Source organism: Thalassotalea sp. SU-HH00458, from assembly GCF_040362795.1.
Classification (GTDB): domain Bacteria; phylum Pseudomonadota; class Gammaproteobacteria; order Enterobacterales; family Alteromonadaceae; genus Thalassotalea_H; species Thalassotalea_H castellviae.
Map to the genome: position 1 here is coordinate 1 of NZ_BAABWW010000010.1, position 15,505 is coordinate 15,505.

Sequence of the window (15,505 nt, forward strand, 5' to 3'; positions counted from 1 at the left end):
TAGACGATAGGGACACAAATTAGTTAATCAACGTTTTTCAACAGAGACAACTAATAAAACTATCTAAGAAATGTTAAAAACACCTCTTTAAAAGATGGTGGAGCTATGCGGGATCGAACCGCAGACCTCTTCGCTGCCAGCGAAGCGCTCTCCCAGCTGAGCTATAGCCCCGCTTGTCTGAAATATCGATGGCCTAGTACCTATATTTCAGAATTCGAAAAGTGTACTGCTACTCATCGAAAGCGAGGCGCATTCTAAGCAGCAGCCCTTTCACTGTCAACCCTTATTTTAGATAAAAGGCTATTTTTTTACTGACAGTTAATTAACTGATTATATAAACGACAACTTGACTATTTTTTGTATATTCAAGTGCTTAATCTCAATAATCTCTTTAAAAAAATAATGATGTCTTGTTCATTCAAGCAAAATTACACTTTTCTTCTGAGATAATGATAGTTTAAAAATAAATTTTATAAAACAAAACTCCCGTTCAACCTTAGCTAAATAAGCCTTTTACTTTATTTTTTTAATAAAAAGCGGTAAAGTTAATGTTATCTCTCTGTTATAAAAATAATATATGCAATTAAAAAATATCAAAGTTGTTGCCATAGGCGGAGGTCACGGTTTAGGACGTGTGTTATCTACCCTTTCCTTTTTGGAAAAACAACTGACTGGTATTGTTACGACAACAGACAACGGCGGCTCCACGGGTCGATTAAGAAAACGTAGTAGTACTATTGCATGGGGAGATTTACGAAACTGTTTAACTCAGTTAGTTGATAAAGACTCTATCGGCAGCCAACTATTTGATTTTCGTTTTGACGGTGAAGATGAACTTGGCGGTCATAACTTAGGTAACTTAATCCTTTTTGCTTTAGGGCAAATTCAATCTCGCCCTCTTGACTCTATTAAATTGGTACGTCGTCTACTTAGAGTCAAAACTCCGGTATTACCTATGTCAGAAACGCCAACTGATTTAATGGCTTTTTATCCTGAAGGCCGCTGTCGAGTTGGTGAATTATCCGTCGATGAAATGCCAGTCATGCCAAAAAATTTAATGTTAGCTCCCTTGGTGAAAACCTTGTCCCATTGTAACGAAGCGTTAGCTAATGCCGACCTCATTATTTTAGGCCCTGGCAGTTTTCTCACCAGTGTGGTTCCTCCTCTTTTAGTGAGAGATATTGTCAATGGCATTCAAAACAGTAAAGCACACTGCGTGTTTATTGAAAATATTGTTCCTGAGAAAAGCCCTTCCTCGCAACTTACCTTAGATGAAAAGCTACTGTGGATTAAAGAAAATATTGGATGTTTACCAATTGATAGCGTCATTGCTCATGGAAACGAGGTTAAGTCTGATATTTTACCGGTATTAAATTGCGATCTCGCGAATCATAATATCGAACACTATCACGATAGAGCAAAATTAATAAAAGCGTTAGAGCAATGTGTTGCAAATATTGAAGAACAACCCATAACACTTGATCATAAATCGGTTAACGACTTTTCAAACATCGTTAATTCGTAAAATACTTAATATAAACAGTTATTGAAAGCGCTTATAAAAAACGCCTGTGATTTTGACGTTTTGATAATAATACAACCGAGAATTCATAGTAAAACTTTATTTATTTTGAGCGTTCATCTTCGCTGATCCTGCTGGCAACGGCGCCCATCTGCCCTTTATATTTGGCATCTAATCTTTTGTTATAAGGTCGTTGTGCACTGCCAGACATCGTTTCAAAATTTAACGCTGCAATTTTCATTTTTGGTCTAAGTGCGAGTGGAAGTTTACCACTATTATAAAATTCCAAGACGATCTGCCCTGACCAACCTGGATCAATTCGATGTGCCGTTACGTGTACCATCAAGCCAAGGCGCGCTAATGAAGAACGGCCATCTAACCATCCTACGATATCGTCCGGTAAAGTAACAGACTCATACGTTACCGCTAATGCTAACTCTCCTGGGTGTAAGAAAAAAGCTTCACCATCGGGGATCACTATTTCATCACTCATTACCGAGTTCATTGCTTTTTGCATTTCTTCTTTTGGCCCACTTAAATCGATATAAGGCGCGGTATGATCTTGAAAAACCCGAAACTCGTGGCCAAGTCGAATATCAACACTTACACCTGAAATCATGGTTTCATCAGGTTTTGGCGAGATGACAATACGCTCTTGTTCAATTAATTTTTCTATGTCGCTATCACAAAGTCTCATGGGTATATTTTCACTTATTATTCAATAAAATGACGAATCGATTAACGTTAATCAATTTGTGTAAAAAGTATTTCGCTCGTTTGAGGGCTACGCACATCATACTGATAAAATAAATCAGCGGCTATTTTGGCGGCTATTCTACGGTATTGTATAGCAATATCACCAGAGCTATTTTCAAGCAATGCCGATTTACCGCTATCAGCATGCTGACAAATTGTAATATCTAACGGCAATTGACCTAATAACTTAGTCTTAAATTCTTCACTTAATCGTTCACCGCCACCACTGCCGAATAAATGCGATTTTTCACCACAATGATCACACAGGTGATAACTCATATTTTCGATCACTCCTAAAACAGGAACATCAACCTTATTAAACATTGCAATGCCTTTAGCAGCATCGTCTAAAGCAATATCTTGTGGCGTTGTAATAATCACGGCTGCAGAAACGGGTACTTGCTGTGCCAAAGTTAACTGAATATCCCCTGTACCTGGTGGCATATCAATCAGTAAATAATCGATATCTTGCCACGCACATTCATTTAAAAGCTGACCAAAGGCTCTACTGGCCATTGGTCCTCGCCAAATAGTCGCGTCTTCTTTGTCAACCAAAAAGCCAATGGATATAGCCGATAAGTCATTTACTTCAATGGGGGTCATTAATTTGCCATCATTGGAGGTGACTTTTTCATTTTCTATCCCAAGCATTTTGGGTATTGAGGGTCCGTAAATATCTGCATCTAAAATACCAACACGAGCTCCTTGCGCTTGAAGAGCATAAGCCAGGTTTACCGTAGTCGTTGATTTACCAACTCCCCCTTTCCCTGATGAAATGGCAATGATATTTTTAATACCAGGGATTTGATGCTTTTTAATTTTGATAACATCAAGTTGACCATCAACAATAATTGATATTTGATGGGTTTCAAGTAAAGATTCTGCAAAATGTTGTAATTCATCTTCACAGGCAAATGGTACTTTTAAAGTTAATGTAATATGGCCATCAATCATCACGATTTGCTCTAATTGGCAAATTGTGGCGATACCATTTGGAAAAAAGTCGCTTGTATATTCTTGATAAAATTTTTCAATCACAATTTGCTGTTCTTTAGGTACTGATTTTGATGAAAATAATTTAGAAAACATACGATAAATACTTATTTTAGAAAAATATAAGAATATATATCGATATTTACGATTAAATGCCGATATTTCTTAATGAAAAATGTTGATAAATTCTGTACCATTCCCCCCATAATTACCACCTTAAATCGTAAACATTTTTTGTTTGGCAAAAGAACTGAAGACACCTATGCAATCAAACTCGCAATCTAGTACAACAACAACGGCTAACAAACGTAAAATACTTGTTACTTGTGCCCTCCCATACGCGAATGGCTCCATTCATTTAGGTCATTTACTTGAACACATTCAAACGGATATTTGGGTTCGGTTTCAACGAATGCGTGGTAATGAAACTTATTTTGTTTGTGCTGACGACGCACATGGCACGCCTATTATGCTTAAAGCGCAAGAGTTAGGTGTAACACCTGAAGCTATGATTGCTGGAATTCGTGATGAGCATATGCGCGATTTTAATGATTTTCATATCAGTTTCGATAATTATCATTCAACGCACAGTGATGAAAACAAAGCGTTTGCCGAAGAGATATACAACAAGCTACATGCTAATGGTCATATTAAAACACGCACGATTTCACAATTATATGATCCAGAAAAAGGCATGTTTTTACCTGATCGTTTTGTTAAAGGCACATGTCCTAAATGTAAAAGTGAAGATGAAAATGGTGATAGTTGTGATAACTGCGGTGCCACCTATTCGCCAACAGAGGTGATCAACCCTCGTTCTGTTGTATCAGGTGCAACACCAGTTCTAAAAGATTCTGAACACTATTTCTTCGACTTACCCGCTTTTGAACAAATGTTGAAAGACTGGACAACGGGTGGTTCATTACAAGAAGAAATGGCTAATAAACTTAGCGAATGGTTTGAATCAGGTTTAAAGCAATGGGATATCAGTCGTGATGCACCTTACTTTGGTTTTGAAATTCCTAATGCACCGGGTAAATTTTTCTATGTGTGGTTAGACGCGCCAATTGGTTATATGGGCAGTTTTAAAAACCTGTGTGCTAAGGAAAATATTGATTTTGACAGTTTCTGGCAAGAAAACTCGGACGCTGAGCTTTATCATTTCATCGGTAAAGATATTATTTATTTCCACAGTTTATTTTGGCCTGCCATGCTAGAAGGTGCAGGTTATCGCAAACCAACTTCAGTGTATGCCCATGGCTTTGTGACCGTGAATGGCGCAAAAATGTCTAAATCTAAAGGGACTTTTATTAAAGGTCGAACTTACTTAGAACATTTAAATCCAGAATATTTACGATATTACTATGCGGCAAAATTAACGAACCGCATTGATGATTTAGATTTAAACCTTGAAGACTTTGCACAACGTGTAAACTCTGATTTAGTCGGTAAAGTCGTTAATATTGCCTCTCGTTGTGCAAGCTTCATTACCAAACGTTTCGACGGCATGTTATCAACTCATATCGATGATCAAGCGCTTGCCGATGAAGTAACTTCCGCCGGTGATCGTTTAGCTGAACTTTATGAAAATCGTGAATTTGGTAAAGCGATGCGCGAAATCATGGCGCTTGCCGATAAAGTTAATGAATATATTGCCGTAAAAGAACCTTGGCAATTAATCAAAGATGAAACTAAACAACAAGAAGTACAAGATATTTGTTCGCTTGGTATTAATTTATTTAGAACCTTAATGATTTATTTAAAGCCAGTGTTGCCGGTGTTAGCAGAAAGCACAGAAAGCTTTTTAAATGATGAATTACTTTGGGAAGGTCATAAAACTATATTGACCGATCATAAAATTAATAAATTTAAAGCACTTCTACAGCGCGTAGACATGGATAAAATTAATGCCATGACAGATGCCTCTAAAGAAAGTTTAGGCGGAGAGTCTGTTAAAGAAGAAAAACCAAAAAAGAAAAAGGCTAAAAAGGAAAAAGTTATCGATAATTCAGCCGCCCTTGCCGACCCTTTGGGTGCCGATCCTATCGCCCCTGAGATTCAGTTCGATGATTTTGCCAAAATTGATTTACGTATTGCGAAAATAATCAAAGCAGAGCATGTTGAAGGTGCTGATAAATTACTTCGTTTAGAGCTTGCATTAGACTCCAATGACAACGGTGAAACACGTCAAGTATTTGCAGGGATTAAGTCGGCTTATCAGCCAGAAGACTTACAAGGCAAGTTAACGGTTATGGTAGCGAACCTTGCACCTCGTAAAATGCGTTTTGGCATGTCTGAAGGTATGGTATTAGCGGCAGGTCCAGGTGGTAAAGACTTATGGATAATGAATCCTGAAGATGGTGCTAAACCAGGCATGAAAGTAAAATAATGTGTAGTTGATTTCTCAACTACATGAGATTGAATTACTCAAATGATTCAACCAATGAAGACCGAAAACCTAGGTTTTTCGGTCTTTTTATTTATTAATCTCTTTCCTTTTAACTTTTTCCTAAGAAGAGAAACACACTAGCGAATATAAAAAACGAAACAATCTGAAAATAAATTACTTTAAAGAGATAACATCTTGTTTTAATGATTCAAACATAATCTTAATTTCGCCTTTATAGAGAAATAGCGCTAAAAGCTGACATTGATCTTTATTGCTACCGACAAAAGATCAGAGCGACGAGCGGACACTTACAAAATAGTGTATTTAAAGTTGAGCTAGATAGAAGACCATCAACATATCGCTACTCATAATAATATTTTTCATTTACTTTCAAGTAAGTATATCAAAGATAATATCTTATATTTTACTAAAAATTTAAATTTACACTAATCCTAATATTGTGGTTAAAACGACTATAAAGTTGTAAAACCAACTCCTTACGACTTGTTAACTCAGAGTGATTCCCACTTAATATCAGAGAGTTAAGTGTTGGCGTATTCTTTGCCTCAGTGGCCAATGAAACTAACTCTATTAGAATTCATGAGGAAAATTATGAAAGTAGAAGTATCAAAATTACGAATAAATATACTAAGAACGGTTTACCTTCTTATTGTGGTTGTATTTGGTTATAGGATATGGCCGACAATCATCAACCCAAATGAAGTATGGGATCCTTTGCAAGGGGTGGCATTTAGCTTTTGGGGAGCATTTACTTTATTGTCTATTTTAGGAGTTTGGCAGCCTCTGAAAATGCTACCTTTGCTTTTTATGCAATTGACTTATAAAGTAATTTGGATGTTGGCAGTTGGTTTGCAACTTTGGTCTGCAGGACAAATTGGTCCGGTGGCGGCTGGGCTAATAAGATCTAACTCAATCGGGATTATTATCGATCTGCTAGTTATCCCGTGGCCATACGTTTGGTCAACTTATATATTAAAAACAAATCCCAATAACCATCACTCTTATAGTGACAAATAAAATGACAGGTTAACAAAGTCAGTCAGTAGGACCGCTTATATGCAAATTCGCATTGTTTTAGCGGTTCCTGTTTGCGTTACCATTGTCTGCTGCTGGCACCAAGAAGTTATAAAACTAATGAGTGAAATGTCCGTTTTCGAATCTTTGCTGAGCTAATCAACTTAAGGGTTAAGTCAAAACCAAAATTAAATCAGATATGAGCTACTACAGTTCACCACTTTCTTTCCTTCATTACTTGTTTTATATTTACGACTAACTTGACTAGTTAAGATCAGTGAAAAAGTAAGTGCTTTAAGTTTCTTTACTAATTTTTACACAATTTCGGCCATTATTCTTCGCTTCGTAAAGAGCTTTATCCGCTTTAATTAATTCATCTGTTAAATTAGTTGTTTTGTCGGCAGAAGCTACACTCACCCCAATGCTTACAGTAACAGACAACTCAGTGTTATCTTCGAGCGTTATCATCGACTGGGCCATTTTATCTTTTAATCGCTCACAAATTTCCATTACTTTACTTTGTTCTGAGATTAAAATACAAAAGGCAAATTCTTCACCGCCATAACGGCCAAACACATCTTCTTGACGGAAAAAGGATGATAATGTTGTTGCGACACTGACTAGCACTTGATCACCAATGGCATGACCATAGGTATCATTGAATCGTTTAAATAAATCAATATCTATTAGCCCTGATAATATGACTGAATTCTCGCGTTTAGCTCGACTAAATTGCTTAACGGCTTGCTCTGTGAAACTACGTCGATTTGGTATATCGGTTAACTCATCATAATAGGCGTGATGATAAAGCTTTTTATTGGCATCATGCAGTTTTTGAGTTTTTTCACGGATGATGCTTTCAAGGTTCGCCTTGATCTCTTTTAATCCTTCATTCTTACTTTCTAATTGTTCGGCATAATATTTTTCACTGGTAACATCTCTTTCTAAGGCGGCAAAATGGGTTACTTCCCCATATTTATTGGTTAAAGGAAATATATCCATATTTAGCCAATATGGGTGGCCTGATTTAGAGTAATTAAGAATGGTACTATTGATGGATTTTTCTTCTAACAGAGCTTGTCTAATTTTTGCTAACTCTGCTTTATCGGATTCTTTTCCTTGTAAGATCCGTGGTGTTTCACCAATCACTTCATCTTTTGTATAGCCGGTAAGCGCTTCAAACGCTTTATTAACATAAACAATTCGTGGACTTAGCGGTGCATCAATACTCTCAGCTTCCGTTACTATGATGACATCCTTTGCATTATCAACAATAGCACGATATGAAAATAAATTTTTCTGTTCTGAAATATCATTAAACGTTACCACAATAAAGCTTTCTTTTAAAAAAGATGAAAGCTCAGGATATGCATTGACCATAAACCAAGAAGGTTTTTCATTTTTACTATCAATCACACCAAACACTTCATTATTTAATGGTGCTTTGAATCTTTTGACAAGAGATACAGGGTAATTTTCAGGCTGTATTGGTCGATTACCTTCATCAATAAATCGCCACTGGGGATCTTTTGCATCTTTGCCGATCATTTGCTCATGAGTTAACCTCAAGAGCTTAAGAGCAACAGGATTTGCATAGACAACCTTAGTATCCCAATTATGAATCACTACCCCGATATTTGCTTTTTCAAGCAAGGATTGTAGTGTTACACCCGTTAAACTATTCATGAACTACCTTCAAGATATAAAGCCTAAATACTCATTAACTTCTTCAATGAAGGAATTATCCAATCCCTGTTAATTATTTAAGCGTAGCACAAGTAATGTTAACTAAAAGTAAACAAATGCTTTTTATATACTGCATTAGTACAACGTTAACTAAATCCAACATATATCACATTGAATTATATAGTAAAGTAGCAAATACACTTAGATTAGTCATCAAGATAGGCTAATTTTTACGGGATAGTCAATTTTAACAGAACTAAACATCATGAAAAATAATTAGCAAAATCTTTATCGTAATAATGTTTATGTTCTTCCCAAACTTTTCTAAAATTATCTCTTTCTAACCATTCTTTAATTTCGAGTTCCCAGCCAAGCCATTGAGACGCTTTAAACTTATCTGGCGTTCTTTTATACATTAAATATGCTCTTTCAAAGATTGATATTCTGATAAGTAAAATAGCTTCTTCTTGTTTTTGTTCTTCAATAGTTAATTCTTCTTTTGTAGGAAAAGCAGTATCAAAAATATCTAGATTAGGATAATCAAGACACAGTTGTTGAAGTTCTATATATTTATCATCTAATGCATCGTAAGTGCCGTATTCTCGTTCATCTCTCTGGTTTTTCTGTTCCCTAATATAGCTGATAATGGCAATGGGAAAGCCTATGATAGTGACTACAAATGAAGCCATTTCTAAGTATTGGTGGACGTTATTCATGTGACTCCGAAAAATTGTTTAGGTAGAAATTTATAGTGTATCTGAGATGATTTAACATAAATATTCAATTTATACAAATTAAAACAATAGGTTAAATAATAAAGTAAAGATTTTCTTAAACAATTAATCATTCACTAAAGAAGTAGATCGCGCTAATCACTGGTAGGCTTGTACTGTTACATCAACAAACTACTCACCATTTAAAAATTATTACTTAATAGTCAATAACTTAACTAGAAACAAAACACACAAATCATGCCTATGAACCGTTTATAGACTAAGCATTCTATGCCTAAAGACTTGTAGTTCAAGACACTGATTTCGCGCTATAAAGACGATATGCACAAGCAATTGATATACAAATTAATGTTGGTAGAAATAATGATTGAAAACTAAATTGATAATAAAAATATGCACCAGAGCTGCCACCAATAATAAAGCCTGAAATTATCAATAAAAATAATAAAAACTTTCTTTTATCAAAGGCTTCTCCGCGAAATTTTGCTCCAATTAAAATGCCTAAGTCTGTGAATATTCCTGTTAAGTGGGTTGTTCTGATGATCGCTCCACTATATGAAGTAGCTAACGCGTTTTGCAAACCACATGCCGCTGATATGACATAATGACCTATCAGATAGCCCCTTGATAAAAGCGGAATTGAAATAAGTATTAAAATTGCTTCTAAAAATAACGCCGTATCGTAATGGCGACCTAATTTGAGAGCACTACTGCGGATTAAAAAACCTGATAAAGTAGCGCCCACTAAAAAGCTGACTAATATCAGTAAAATATGAAAAAATGACCCTGTGGTTGCATTGATAATATTAATACCAAGTAAGGTAGCTGTGCCTGATAAATGTGACACAGCTTTATGATCAAAACCTAATAACCCAATCGAATTTATATAACCCGCGACAAAAGATAGTATAAAAGCACCATACTCTACCCATTTGGGCAATTTAGAAATCACAGTTACTCCTTTTCAGACAAATATATTTTTAACAGTTAATGATAATTGAAACGAAAATAAGTCTTTCAATACGGTATTTTGCGCTATAAATAAATCGTTTAAAAGAAGAAGTTCTATATGATTATTGTGCCCGTTAAGTACTTTACTGCTTTACCTAATATAGCAACCTTCTTGTCAATCACATGACAGATAACTTCACCACCACGCTTTGATGCTTGGTATGCAACGAGCTTAGATTTAGCTAGTTTTTCAGACCAATAAGGCGCTAAACCAGTATGAATTGAACCTGTCACTGGATCTTCTTCACCGCCATTAGCAGGCCAAAAATATCGGGAAACAAAATCATATTCTGTTGATCGAGCGGTAACCACAACATCATAAGGAGCAAGCTGTTTCAGTAAGTCATTATCAGTAACGACGGCATTTACCTCGTCTTCATTTTCATATACAACAAAATAAGCTTGCTCGTTTAACAACACTTCTTCAGGTTGAATCGACAACCCTGTTAATAACGCAGAAGGAATATCATGCAACACTTTCGGTGCCCTACTCGGAAAAATCATTTCAATATAGCCATTTTCCGCTTTATTAATCGATAAATGACCAACAGCTTTTGCATAAAAACGTAAAGTTTGAATACTCAAATTTTTTTCGAATATAACAAATGAAGCAGCCAGAGTTGCATGTCCGCAGAAATCTATTTCAGTGATCGGTGAAAACCATCTAATTTCATATTCTTGACGTGATAGCTGTTTTACAAAAGCCGTTTCCGATAAATTGTTTTCCGTTGCAATTGACTGCATAAGACTGTCAGGCAACCACTCTTCTGTGATAATGACTGCGGCTGAATTGCCTTTAAATGCAACATCGGTAAAGGCATCAATGATATTGATTTCTAATTCCATGGGTCAGTTTAATTCCAAGACGCGGCTTTATCGTTCAAATAATACATGGTTCATTGTTGCTATAAAACTATTTCCAGCGTGATTATTGCTAAACTGTTGAGTATTAACTTAAATACGATTATTGCATAGCGACTTTTTAACTGGTTAAGGTAAATACTTAAAATAAACTTATACCTTGATAAAGCGCAAAAGCACTAGTTCATTAGCCTCAAAAAAGGAAATGTAGGCTTGCCTAGTAATGACTATCAATGTCAATTAGTTTTGATCAACGTAAATTAAGTTACGGATATCAAAACCAAGATCTTGTGAAATTTTTTCGAACTTTGTCTTGATTTCTTGACTTACTGAAGGGCTTCTCGCTAATAACCAAAGGTAATCATGATTTGGTCCAGAAACAAACGCATAATCATAGTTATTTCTCTCTAACTCAAAAATCACGTATGACCCATAAAAGGGGCCGAAAAAAGAGACCTTTAAATAGCCTTGTGTTTCATCGTTGACAAAATAAGCTTTACCTTCTGCTTCTTGCCACGTTTGAGTTTCAGCAGAGAAGCCACGATTAATCACCGACACTCCACCGTCTTCGAGTAAAGAGTATTCTGCCGAAACCTTACTAAGACCTTGTTCAAATGAGTGATCTAAACGGGCAATTTCATACCATTTACCCAAATATTTATCGAGCTCAAAATGATTAACGGGTTGCACTAATTGCGGCATACCTAAGCAGCCCGTCATTAACATAAGAATTAAGCTTAACAGTAGTTTTTTCATAAATTCCTTGCTGCAAAAGTTTCTTAATGCACAGTGTTTAGTGAGTTACTTTTCTTTAAGTGTTAACCAACTAAGTGCATCGTTAACATCGTCAAAATATTTCACTTCACCCGACATAAACCATGCACCTATTTTCGCAGTAATTTCCTGCCAATGCTTATTACCGTAAATCGCTATTTTACGAAACTCGTTGTTATGTTTCAGACCAAGTTTTAAATCATCCCAGGCAGCCCTTAATTCCCAACCTTGTAATTCAGTGCCATCAATTAACACATCTACTTTCGGGTCTTTTACTTGCGAGAGTGCTGAGTCAATCATGGGGGTAATTATCTCATAGTCTTCATGTGTTAATTTACCAACGGCTTTTAATGACAGGAAAAAGTTCTTATCAAACCTTTCTATGCCAATGGATAATCCATGTTTGTGAAATTCCATGACGAATCCTCCAATTTATATCAAGTTTAATACAATGTTTATAATGATAAATTCATGTTTGTTTAAAACCTACTTGAAGCTTCAAATAAATGTCAAAAGTCATTCTTTAGACGAAACAAAGATCGCGATCAGAGTTATCATACCTGCATATCGAAAAGCAGACTGAAGTACGGGCCCTAACATCGTTTGAGAGCGCCATAATTCAAACCAACTTTCAGCAATGACAATAAAACCACCAAACAACATGAAAATTGCAATCGCACATCCAGTTAAAGCCAGCTCTTTTGCTTGCTTATAAGCTTTTATATCGCTTTGTTGTGCTTGCCACATCTTAAACCCGCCAATCGCGCATAAACTTGCGCTTACCAGCTTAGATGCAACAATAAAGAAAGCACCAACTAAAATGACAATTGTGCTATCAGTGGCTTGCCAACTTTCTTTGCCTCCTTGAATGGTAGACATTGATGCCACCGCGCCTACGGCACCAATAGTACCGTTCCAATCGATAACATTCTGAACCGCACCAATGAGCCCCCACAGCGAAACTGTAATAATTAATATGGCTTTGGCTTTATGTATCATAAATCCTCCCAGTTCGCTTTTACTTAATAAACACATGATAGTTAGTTAACTACACTGTCAGAGTCCGTTAATTTTTTTTAACGTTTACCCATAAAAACAACTATCAAAATAATAACGTTACCTGACAAATGAGTTTTTATTTTTGACGAGTACATCTGACAAATTCAATTTTCATTAAAATAACACCGAGAAAAACAGCAAGTGATGCTATCGCTAATATAGGGTCTATAATTTCAAATGGCACAAACTGGCCATAGAGTAAAAACAAGCCTATTAAGGTTATACACGAGCCTATTTGATGAACATAAAATTGAACATTTGCTAACCGCGAGGTTGAGTTATTTAGCCATAGTTTGTGGCATAAACCATAGACAAAAGATAATAAAAAACCAATTAACATAAAGTGAGCATGGGTTACGTGCTGAATATTATTTTTTGAAGCAGCCATATAAATGCCTAAACCCAAGCCGAGAATTGCATAACCAAATGCAGTGAGAATAAACTTTCGATCCATAAACACCTCCCATTACGATAATTTGACAGATAAAACCAAACTACTCGCAAAAACCTGTCACCCTGATTAAAACTAACGCATATCGTATAAAAAACCAACAATCATTTGTTTTAAATTGATAAAGTCAAGAAGAGTATAAAAGGTTAACGCACCGAAAGATTTTAAAGATAACCATTTGGGTGACAAACTATCTTAACAGTTAATTATGATGAAAGTGATGTCACTGATCCGTTTGATCTCAATGTTTTAAGAGGAAACATGACTAAGTCAGCTCAGTCGCAACAAAAGCGACGTCGTAAAAATCATCACCTTCTATGACCGTTTAGACCAAAAAAGCAGTACATGATGGGGAGAAATGTCCTTTGAACTTTTAACAATTTAACCGTGGCTTAATGCTTGTCCATTGTTTTTAAAGCTAATGCATGACAAACACCGAAGGTGATACAAATAAAAGAACTCCAAAACCAAAATTCTGGACTGCGCCCTATCGGCATAAAGATAAAGATAAAGCCAATAAATCCTCGTATAAAATAAATGGATGTAATAAGCACGAGAACAAACTTAGTGAATGGGAGTTTTTGGATTAATCCAGCCGCAGAGAAACAATACAGAGCCCAAATAGACAATACAGAAAAAATAGCGAAGGTAATGATCGTAGGATAATTGCTACCTTGTTCGGCCATTAATGCCATTTCTTCACCTGCCCCGAATAGTCGATACCAGGAGGCACCAAAATAAATACAACCTAAATGCAAAATGGCTGCAATTGCATTTAATATTCCAGATAAAACTAAATATCGATTAAATTGTCTAGAAACATCCATATTTACAAATACTCCTCGTATGAAAATGTCTGAATTTACTCAATTAATTGAGCTACATTTGCTGTTAGCCTAGTTTGTGATCCCACTAGCACATTTATTTAAGAACTGACCATCAAGCCGAACATACCAAAAACAAAACCTAAAACAGCCCCCATAGGTGGTGTCCAATGTTTTTCCAATTTCACTTGTGGTGCGATATCTTGAAAAATAGAATAAAGAATTCCACCTGAAGCAAAAAGCATAATAATGGAAATAGCGACTGGAGATTCAGATAACCAAAAGTATCCCATTATCCCAGCAATAGGACCTAAAGTTGCCATTAAACAAAACAGTAAAATGACTTTTTTAGGCTTAAAAGCAGCACCGGTATTAAGCTCACGAAAGGCACTAAAGCCTTCTGGTAAATTTTGTAAGGCAATTAACGTTGCAAGTAACATGGCGTTACTATGCCCTGTTGCAAATGCGGCTCCTAAAGCAATAGATTCAGGTATAAAATCAGCAAGCATTGCCGCTAATTGACTAGCAGGAGTATTGATTTTTATCAGATAAATATCAAGCATCATAAAACTAACGCCACCAAGTATAAACCAGAATGAAGCCGATAAAGGGGATAAGTTTGCAATCCCCTCAGGCACTAATACCAAGGCGACGGCAGACAGCAATGCTCCCCCGCCAAATGCCATCACGCCATGCCTTATATCTTCTTCTACCCATTGGTTATCAATTTTTTCAAAATAAGCTAATGTGGCACCTAGCGCCATCGCTAAACCAGCGAATAGGGTTGTTATTATGACTACCAGTAATGCATTCATCGATATACCAACAAGAGAAAATATTTAAAACAAATAAATTATCATTAAAATAAACAAAATAGGATAAAAACCCATCGGCATTTATCCTATAACGTTAAGATCATTCAAGTAAGATTTATATAATTTAGAGCTACAATTATATTTTAATTAGGGACACATCACATTTTGCATAGTTTGCTACAGCATTAGCCGTTGAACCAATCAGCGCATTCAAGCCTTTTTTTGAATGAGTGCCAAGAATAATTAAGTCTGCATGTTTTTTTTCTGCTAATAAGCAAACTTGTTCGTAAACTTTGCCAACTTTAATCGTAATGTGATTTTTATCAATATCGAAAGAAGAAGTGATTGATTCAATTTCAGGTAATGCATTTTCTTCCAATTCTTTTTGATAATCTTTTGGCAATATTGAATAGGGGATCACATGAGTAACGAATAACTTAGCATTATGCAGTTGCGCAAGTTTGTATGCTTTTTCGAGTATTTCTTTGCCTTCTTCACTTGCTTCTATTGCGCAAATAATAGTTTGATACATAAATATGCCCTTAAATCGTTATTTTTATTAGGCCATAAGCACTAAATAGCACGAACGGCGATA

Annotated in this window: 16 protein-coding genes and 1 tRNA gene; 3 read left to right on the top strand and 14 right to left on the bottom strand. The window is 35.8% G+C overall.

The window, feature by feature from the left end; translation table 11 throughout:
- Window positions 1-95: 95 nt before the first annotated feature.
- Window positions 96-171 (bottom strand) — tRNA-Ala (locus ABXH06_RS14635).
- Window positions 172-577: 406 nt separating this feature from the next.
- Between ABXH06_RS14635 and ABXH06_RS14640 the strand changes: the two genes are divergently transcribed.
- Window positions 578-1,525, top strand: coding sequence for a gluconeogenesis factor YvcK family protein (locus tag ABXH06_RS14640; RefSeq protein ID WP_353518685.1), 948 nt, complete (start codon window positions 578-580; stop codon window positions 1,523-1,525).
- Between the two features lie 100 nt (window positions 1,526-1,625).
- On the opposite strand, the gene dcd is transcribed toward ABXH06_RS14640, so the two are convergent.
- Complete coding sequence (gene dcd / locus ABXH06_RS14645; protein ID WP_311583481.1) at window positions 1,626-2,219, bottom strand: dCTP deaminase; 594 nt, start codon at window positions 2,217-2,219, stop codon at window positions 1,626-1,628.
- 47 nt (window positions 2,220-2,266) lie between these two features.
- Complete coding sequence (apbC, locus tag ABXH06_RS14650; RefSeq protein ID WP_353518686.1) at window positions 2,267-3,367, bottom strand: iron-sulfur cluster carrier protein ApbC; 1,101 nt, start codon at window positions 3,365-3,367, stop codon at window positions 2,267-2,269.
- A gap of 166 nt (window positions 3,368-3,533) precedes the next feature.
- Here apbC and metG point away from each other — a divergent pair, with 166 nt between their 5' ends.
- Window positions 3,534-5,660, top strand: coding sequence for a methionine--tRNA ligase (gene metG, locus ABXH06_RS14655; RefSeq protein WP_353518687.1), 2,127 nt, complete (start codon window positions 3,534-3,536; stop codon window positions 5,658-5,660).
- Window positions 5,661-6,272: 612 nt separating this feature from the next.
- Window positions 6,273-6,698, top strand: coding sequence for a hypothetical protein (locus tag ABXH06_RS14660; protein WP_353518688.1), 426 nt, complete (start codon window positions 6,273-6,275; stop codon window positions 6,696-6,698).
- Between the two features lie 291 nt (window positions 6,699-6,989).
- On the opposite strand, the gene ABXH06_RS14665 is transcribed toward ABXH06_RS14660, so the two are convergent.
- The 11 genes from ABXH06_RS14665 to ABXH06_RS14715 form a co-directional block, all read right to left on the bottom strand.
- Complete coding sequence (locus ABXH06_RS14665; protein ID WP_353518689.1) at window positions 6,990-8,381, bottom strand: diguanylate cyclase; 1,392 nt, start codon at window positions 8,379-8,381, stop codon at window positions 6,990-6,992.
- Between the two features lie 263 nt (window positions 8,382-8,644).
- Entirely contained in the window at window positions 8,645-9,097 is a 453-nt protein-coding gene (locus ABXH06_RS14670) for a hypothetical protein (protein WP_353518690.1), read from the bottom strand.
- Window positions 9,098-9,404: 307 nt separating this feature from the next.
- Window positions 9,405-10,067 carry a YoaK family protein gene (locus ABXH06_RS14675; protein WP_353518691.1) on the bottom strand — a complete coding sequence of 221 codons (663 nt, stop codon included), beginning with the start codon at window positions 10,065-10,067 and terminating at the stop codon, window positions 9,405-9,407.
- A gap of 113 nt (window positions 10,068-10,180) precedes the next feature.
- Window positions 10,181-10,972, bottom strand: a complete 792-nt coding sequence (locus ABXH06_RS14680) for a PhzF family phenazine biosynthesis protein (RefSeq protein ID WP_353518692.1) — start codon at window positions 10,970-10,972, stop codon at window positions 10,181-10,183.
- 255 nt (window positions 10,973-11,227) lie between these two features.
- Complete coding sequence (locus ABXH06_RS14685) at window positions 11,228-11,743, bottom strand: lipocalin family protein (protein WP_353518693.1); 516 nt, start codon at window positions 11,741-11,743, stop codon at window positions 11,228-11,230.
- Between the two features lie 45 nt (window positions 11,744-11,788).
- On the bottom strand, window positions 11,789-12,178 hold the full coding sequence (locus ABXH06_RS14690) for a SpoIIAA family protein (RefSeq protein ID WP_353518694.1): 390 nt from the start codon (window positions 12,176-12,178) through the stop codon (window positions 11,789-11,791).
- A gap of 99 nt (window positions 12,179-12,277) precedes the next feature.
- The gene (locus ABXH06_RS14695) at window positions 12,278-12,760 is read right to left on the bottom strand and encodes a DUF2165 family protein (protein WP_353518695.1); all 483 of its coding nucleotides are present in this window, start codon (window positions 12,758-12,760) and stop codon (window positions 12,278-12,280) included.
- A gap of 136 nt (window positions 12,761-12,896) precedes the next feature.
- Window positions 12,897-13,274: a TonB-dependent receptor gene (locus ABXH06_RS14700; RefSeq protein WP_311583512.1), complete on the bottom strand. Its 378-nt coding sequence runs from the start codon at window positions 13,272-13,274 to the stop codon at window positions 12,897-12,899.
- 389 nt (window positions 13,275-13,663) lie between these two features.
- The gene (locus ABXH06_RS14705; protein ID WP_353518696.1) at window positions 13,664-14,098 is read right to left on the bottom strand and encodes a hypothetical protein; all 435 of its coding nucleotides are present in this window, start codon (window positions 14,096-14,098) and stop codon (window positions 13,664-13,666) included.
- Between the two features lie 98 nt (window positions 14,099-14,196).
- Window positions 14,197-14,910: a ZIP family metal transporter gene (locus tag ABXH06_RS14710; protein ID WP_353518697.1), complete on the bottom strand. Its 714-nt coding sequence runs from the start codon at window positions 14,908-14,910 to the stop codon at window positions 14,197-14,199.
- Between the two features lie 136 nt (window positions 14,911-15,046).
- Window positions 15,047-15,442, bottom strand: a complete 396-nt coding sequence (locus ABXH06_RS14715; protein WP_311583521.1) for a universal stress protein — start codon at window positions 15,440-15,442, stop codon at window positions 15,047-15,049.
- Window positions 15,443-15,505: the final 63 nt, after the last annotated feature.

Coding starts and splice junctions, on each gene's coding strand:
- ABXH06_RS14690 (WP_353518694.1), bottom strand. CDS start 12,178: ATGGAATTTCACAAACATGGATTATCCATTGGCATAGAAAGGTTTGAT.
- ABXH06_RS14695 (WP_353518695.1), bottom strand. CDS start 12,760: ATGATACATAAAGCCAAAGCCATATTAATTATTACAGTTTCGCTGTGG.
- ABXH06_RS14665 (WP_353518689.1), bottom strand. CDS start 8,381: ATGAATAGTTTAACGGGTGTAACACTACAATCCTTGCTTGAAAAAGCA.
- apbC (WP_353518686.1), bottom strand. CDS start 3,367: ATGTTTTCTAAATTATTTTCATCAAAATCAGTACCTAAAGAACAGCAA.
- ABXH06_RS14705 (WP_353518696.1), bottom strand. CDS start 14,098: ATGGATGTTTCTAGACAATTTAATCGATATTTAGTTTTATCTGGAATA.
- ABXH06_RS14680 (WP_353518692.1), bottom strand. CDS start 10,972: ATGGAATTAGAAATCAATATCATTGATGCCTTTACCGATGTTGCATTT.
- ABXH06_RS14670 (WP_353518690.1), bottom strand. CDS start 9,097: ATGAATAACGTCCACCAATACTTAGAAATGGCTTCATTTGTAGTCACT.
- ABXH06_RS14685 (WP_353518693.1), bottom strand. CDS start 11,743: ATGAAAAAACTACTGTTAAGCTTAATTCTTATGTTAATGACGGGCTGC.
- ABXH06_RS14710 (WP_353518697.1), bottom strand. CDS start 14,910: ATGAATGCATTACTGGTAGTCATAATAACAACCCTATTCGCTGGTTTA.
- metG (WP_353518687.1), top strand. CDS start 3,534: ATGCAATCAAACTCGCAATCTAGTACAACAACAACGGCTAACAAACGT.
- ABXH06_RS14700 (WP_311583512.1), bottom strand. CDS start 13,274: ATGGATCGAAAGTTTATTCTCACTGCATTTGGTTATGCAATTCTCGGC.
- dcd (WP_311583481.1), bottom strand. CDS start 2,219: ATGAGACTTTGTGATAGCGACATAGAAAAATTAATTGAACAAGAGCGT.
- ABXH06_RS14640 (WP_353518685.1), top strand. CDS start 578: ATGCAATTAAAAAATATCAAAGTTGTTGCCATAGGCGGAGGTCACGGT.
- ABXH06_RS14715 (WP_311583521.1), bottom strand. CDS start 15,442: ATGTATCAAACTATTATTTGCGCAATAGAAGCAAGTGAAGAAGGCAAA.
- ABXH06_RS14660 (WP_353518688.1), top strand. CDS start 6,273: ATGAAAGTAGAAGTATCAAAATTACGAATAAATATACTAAGAACGGTT.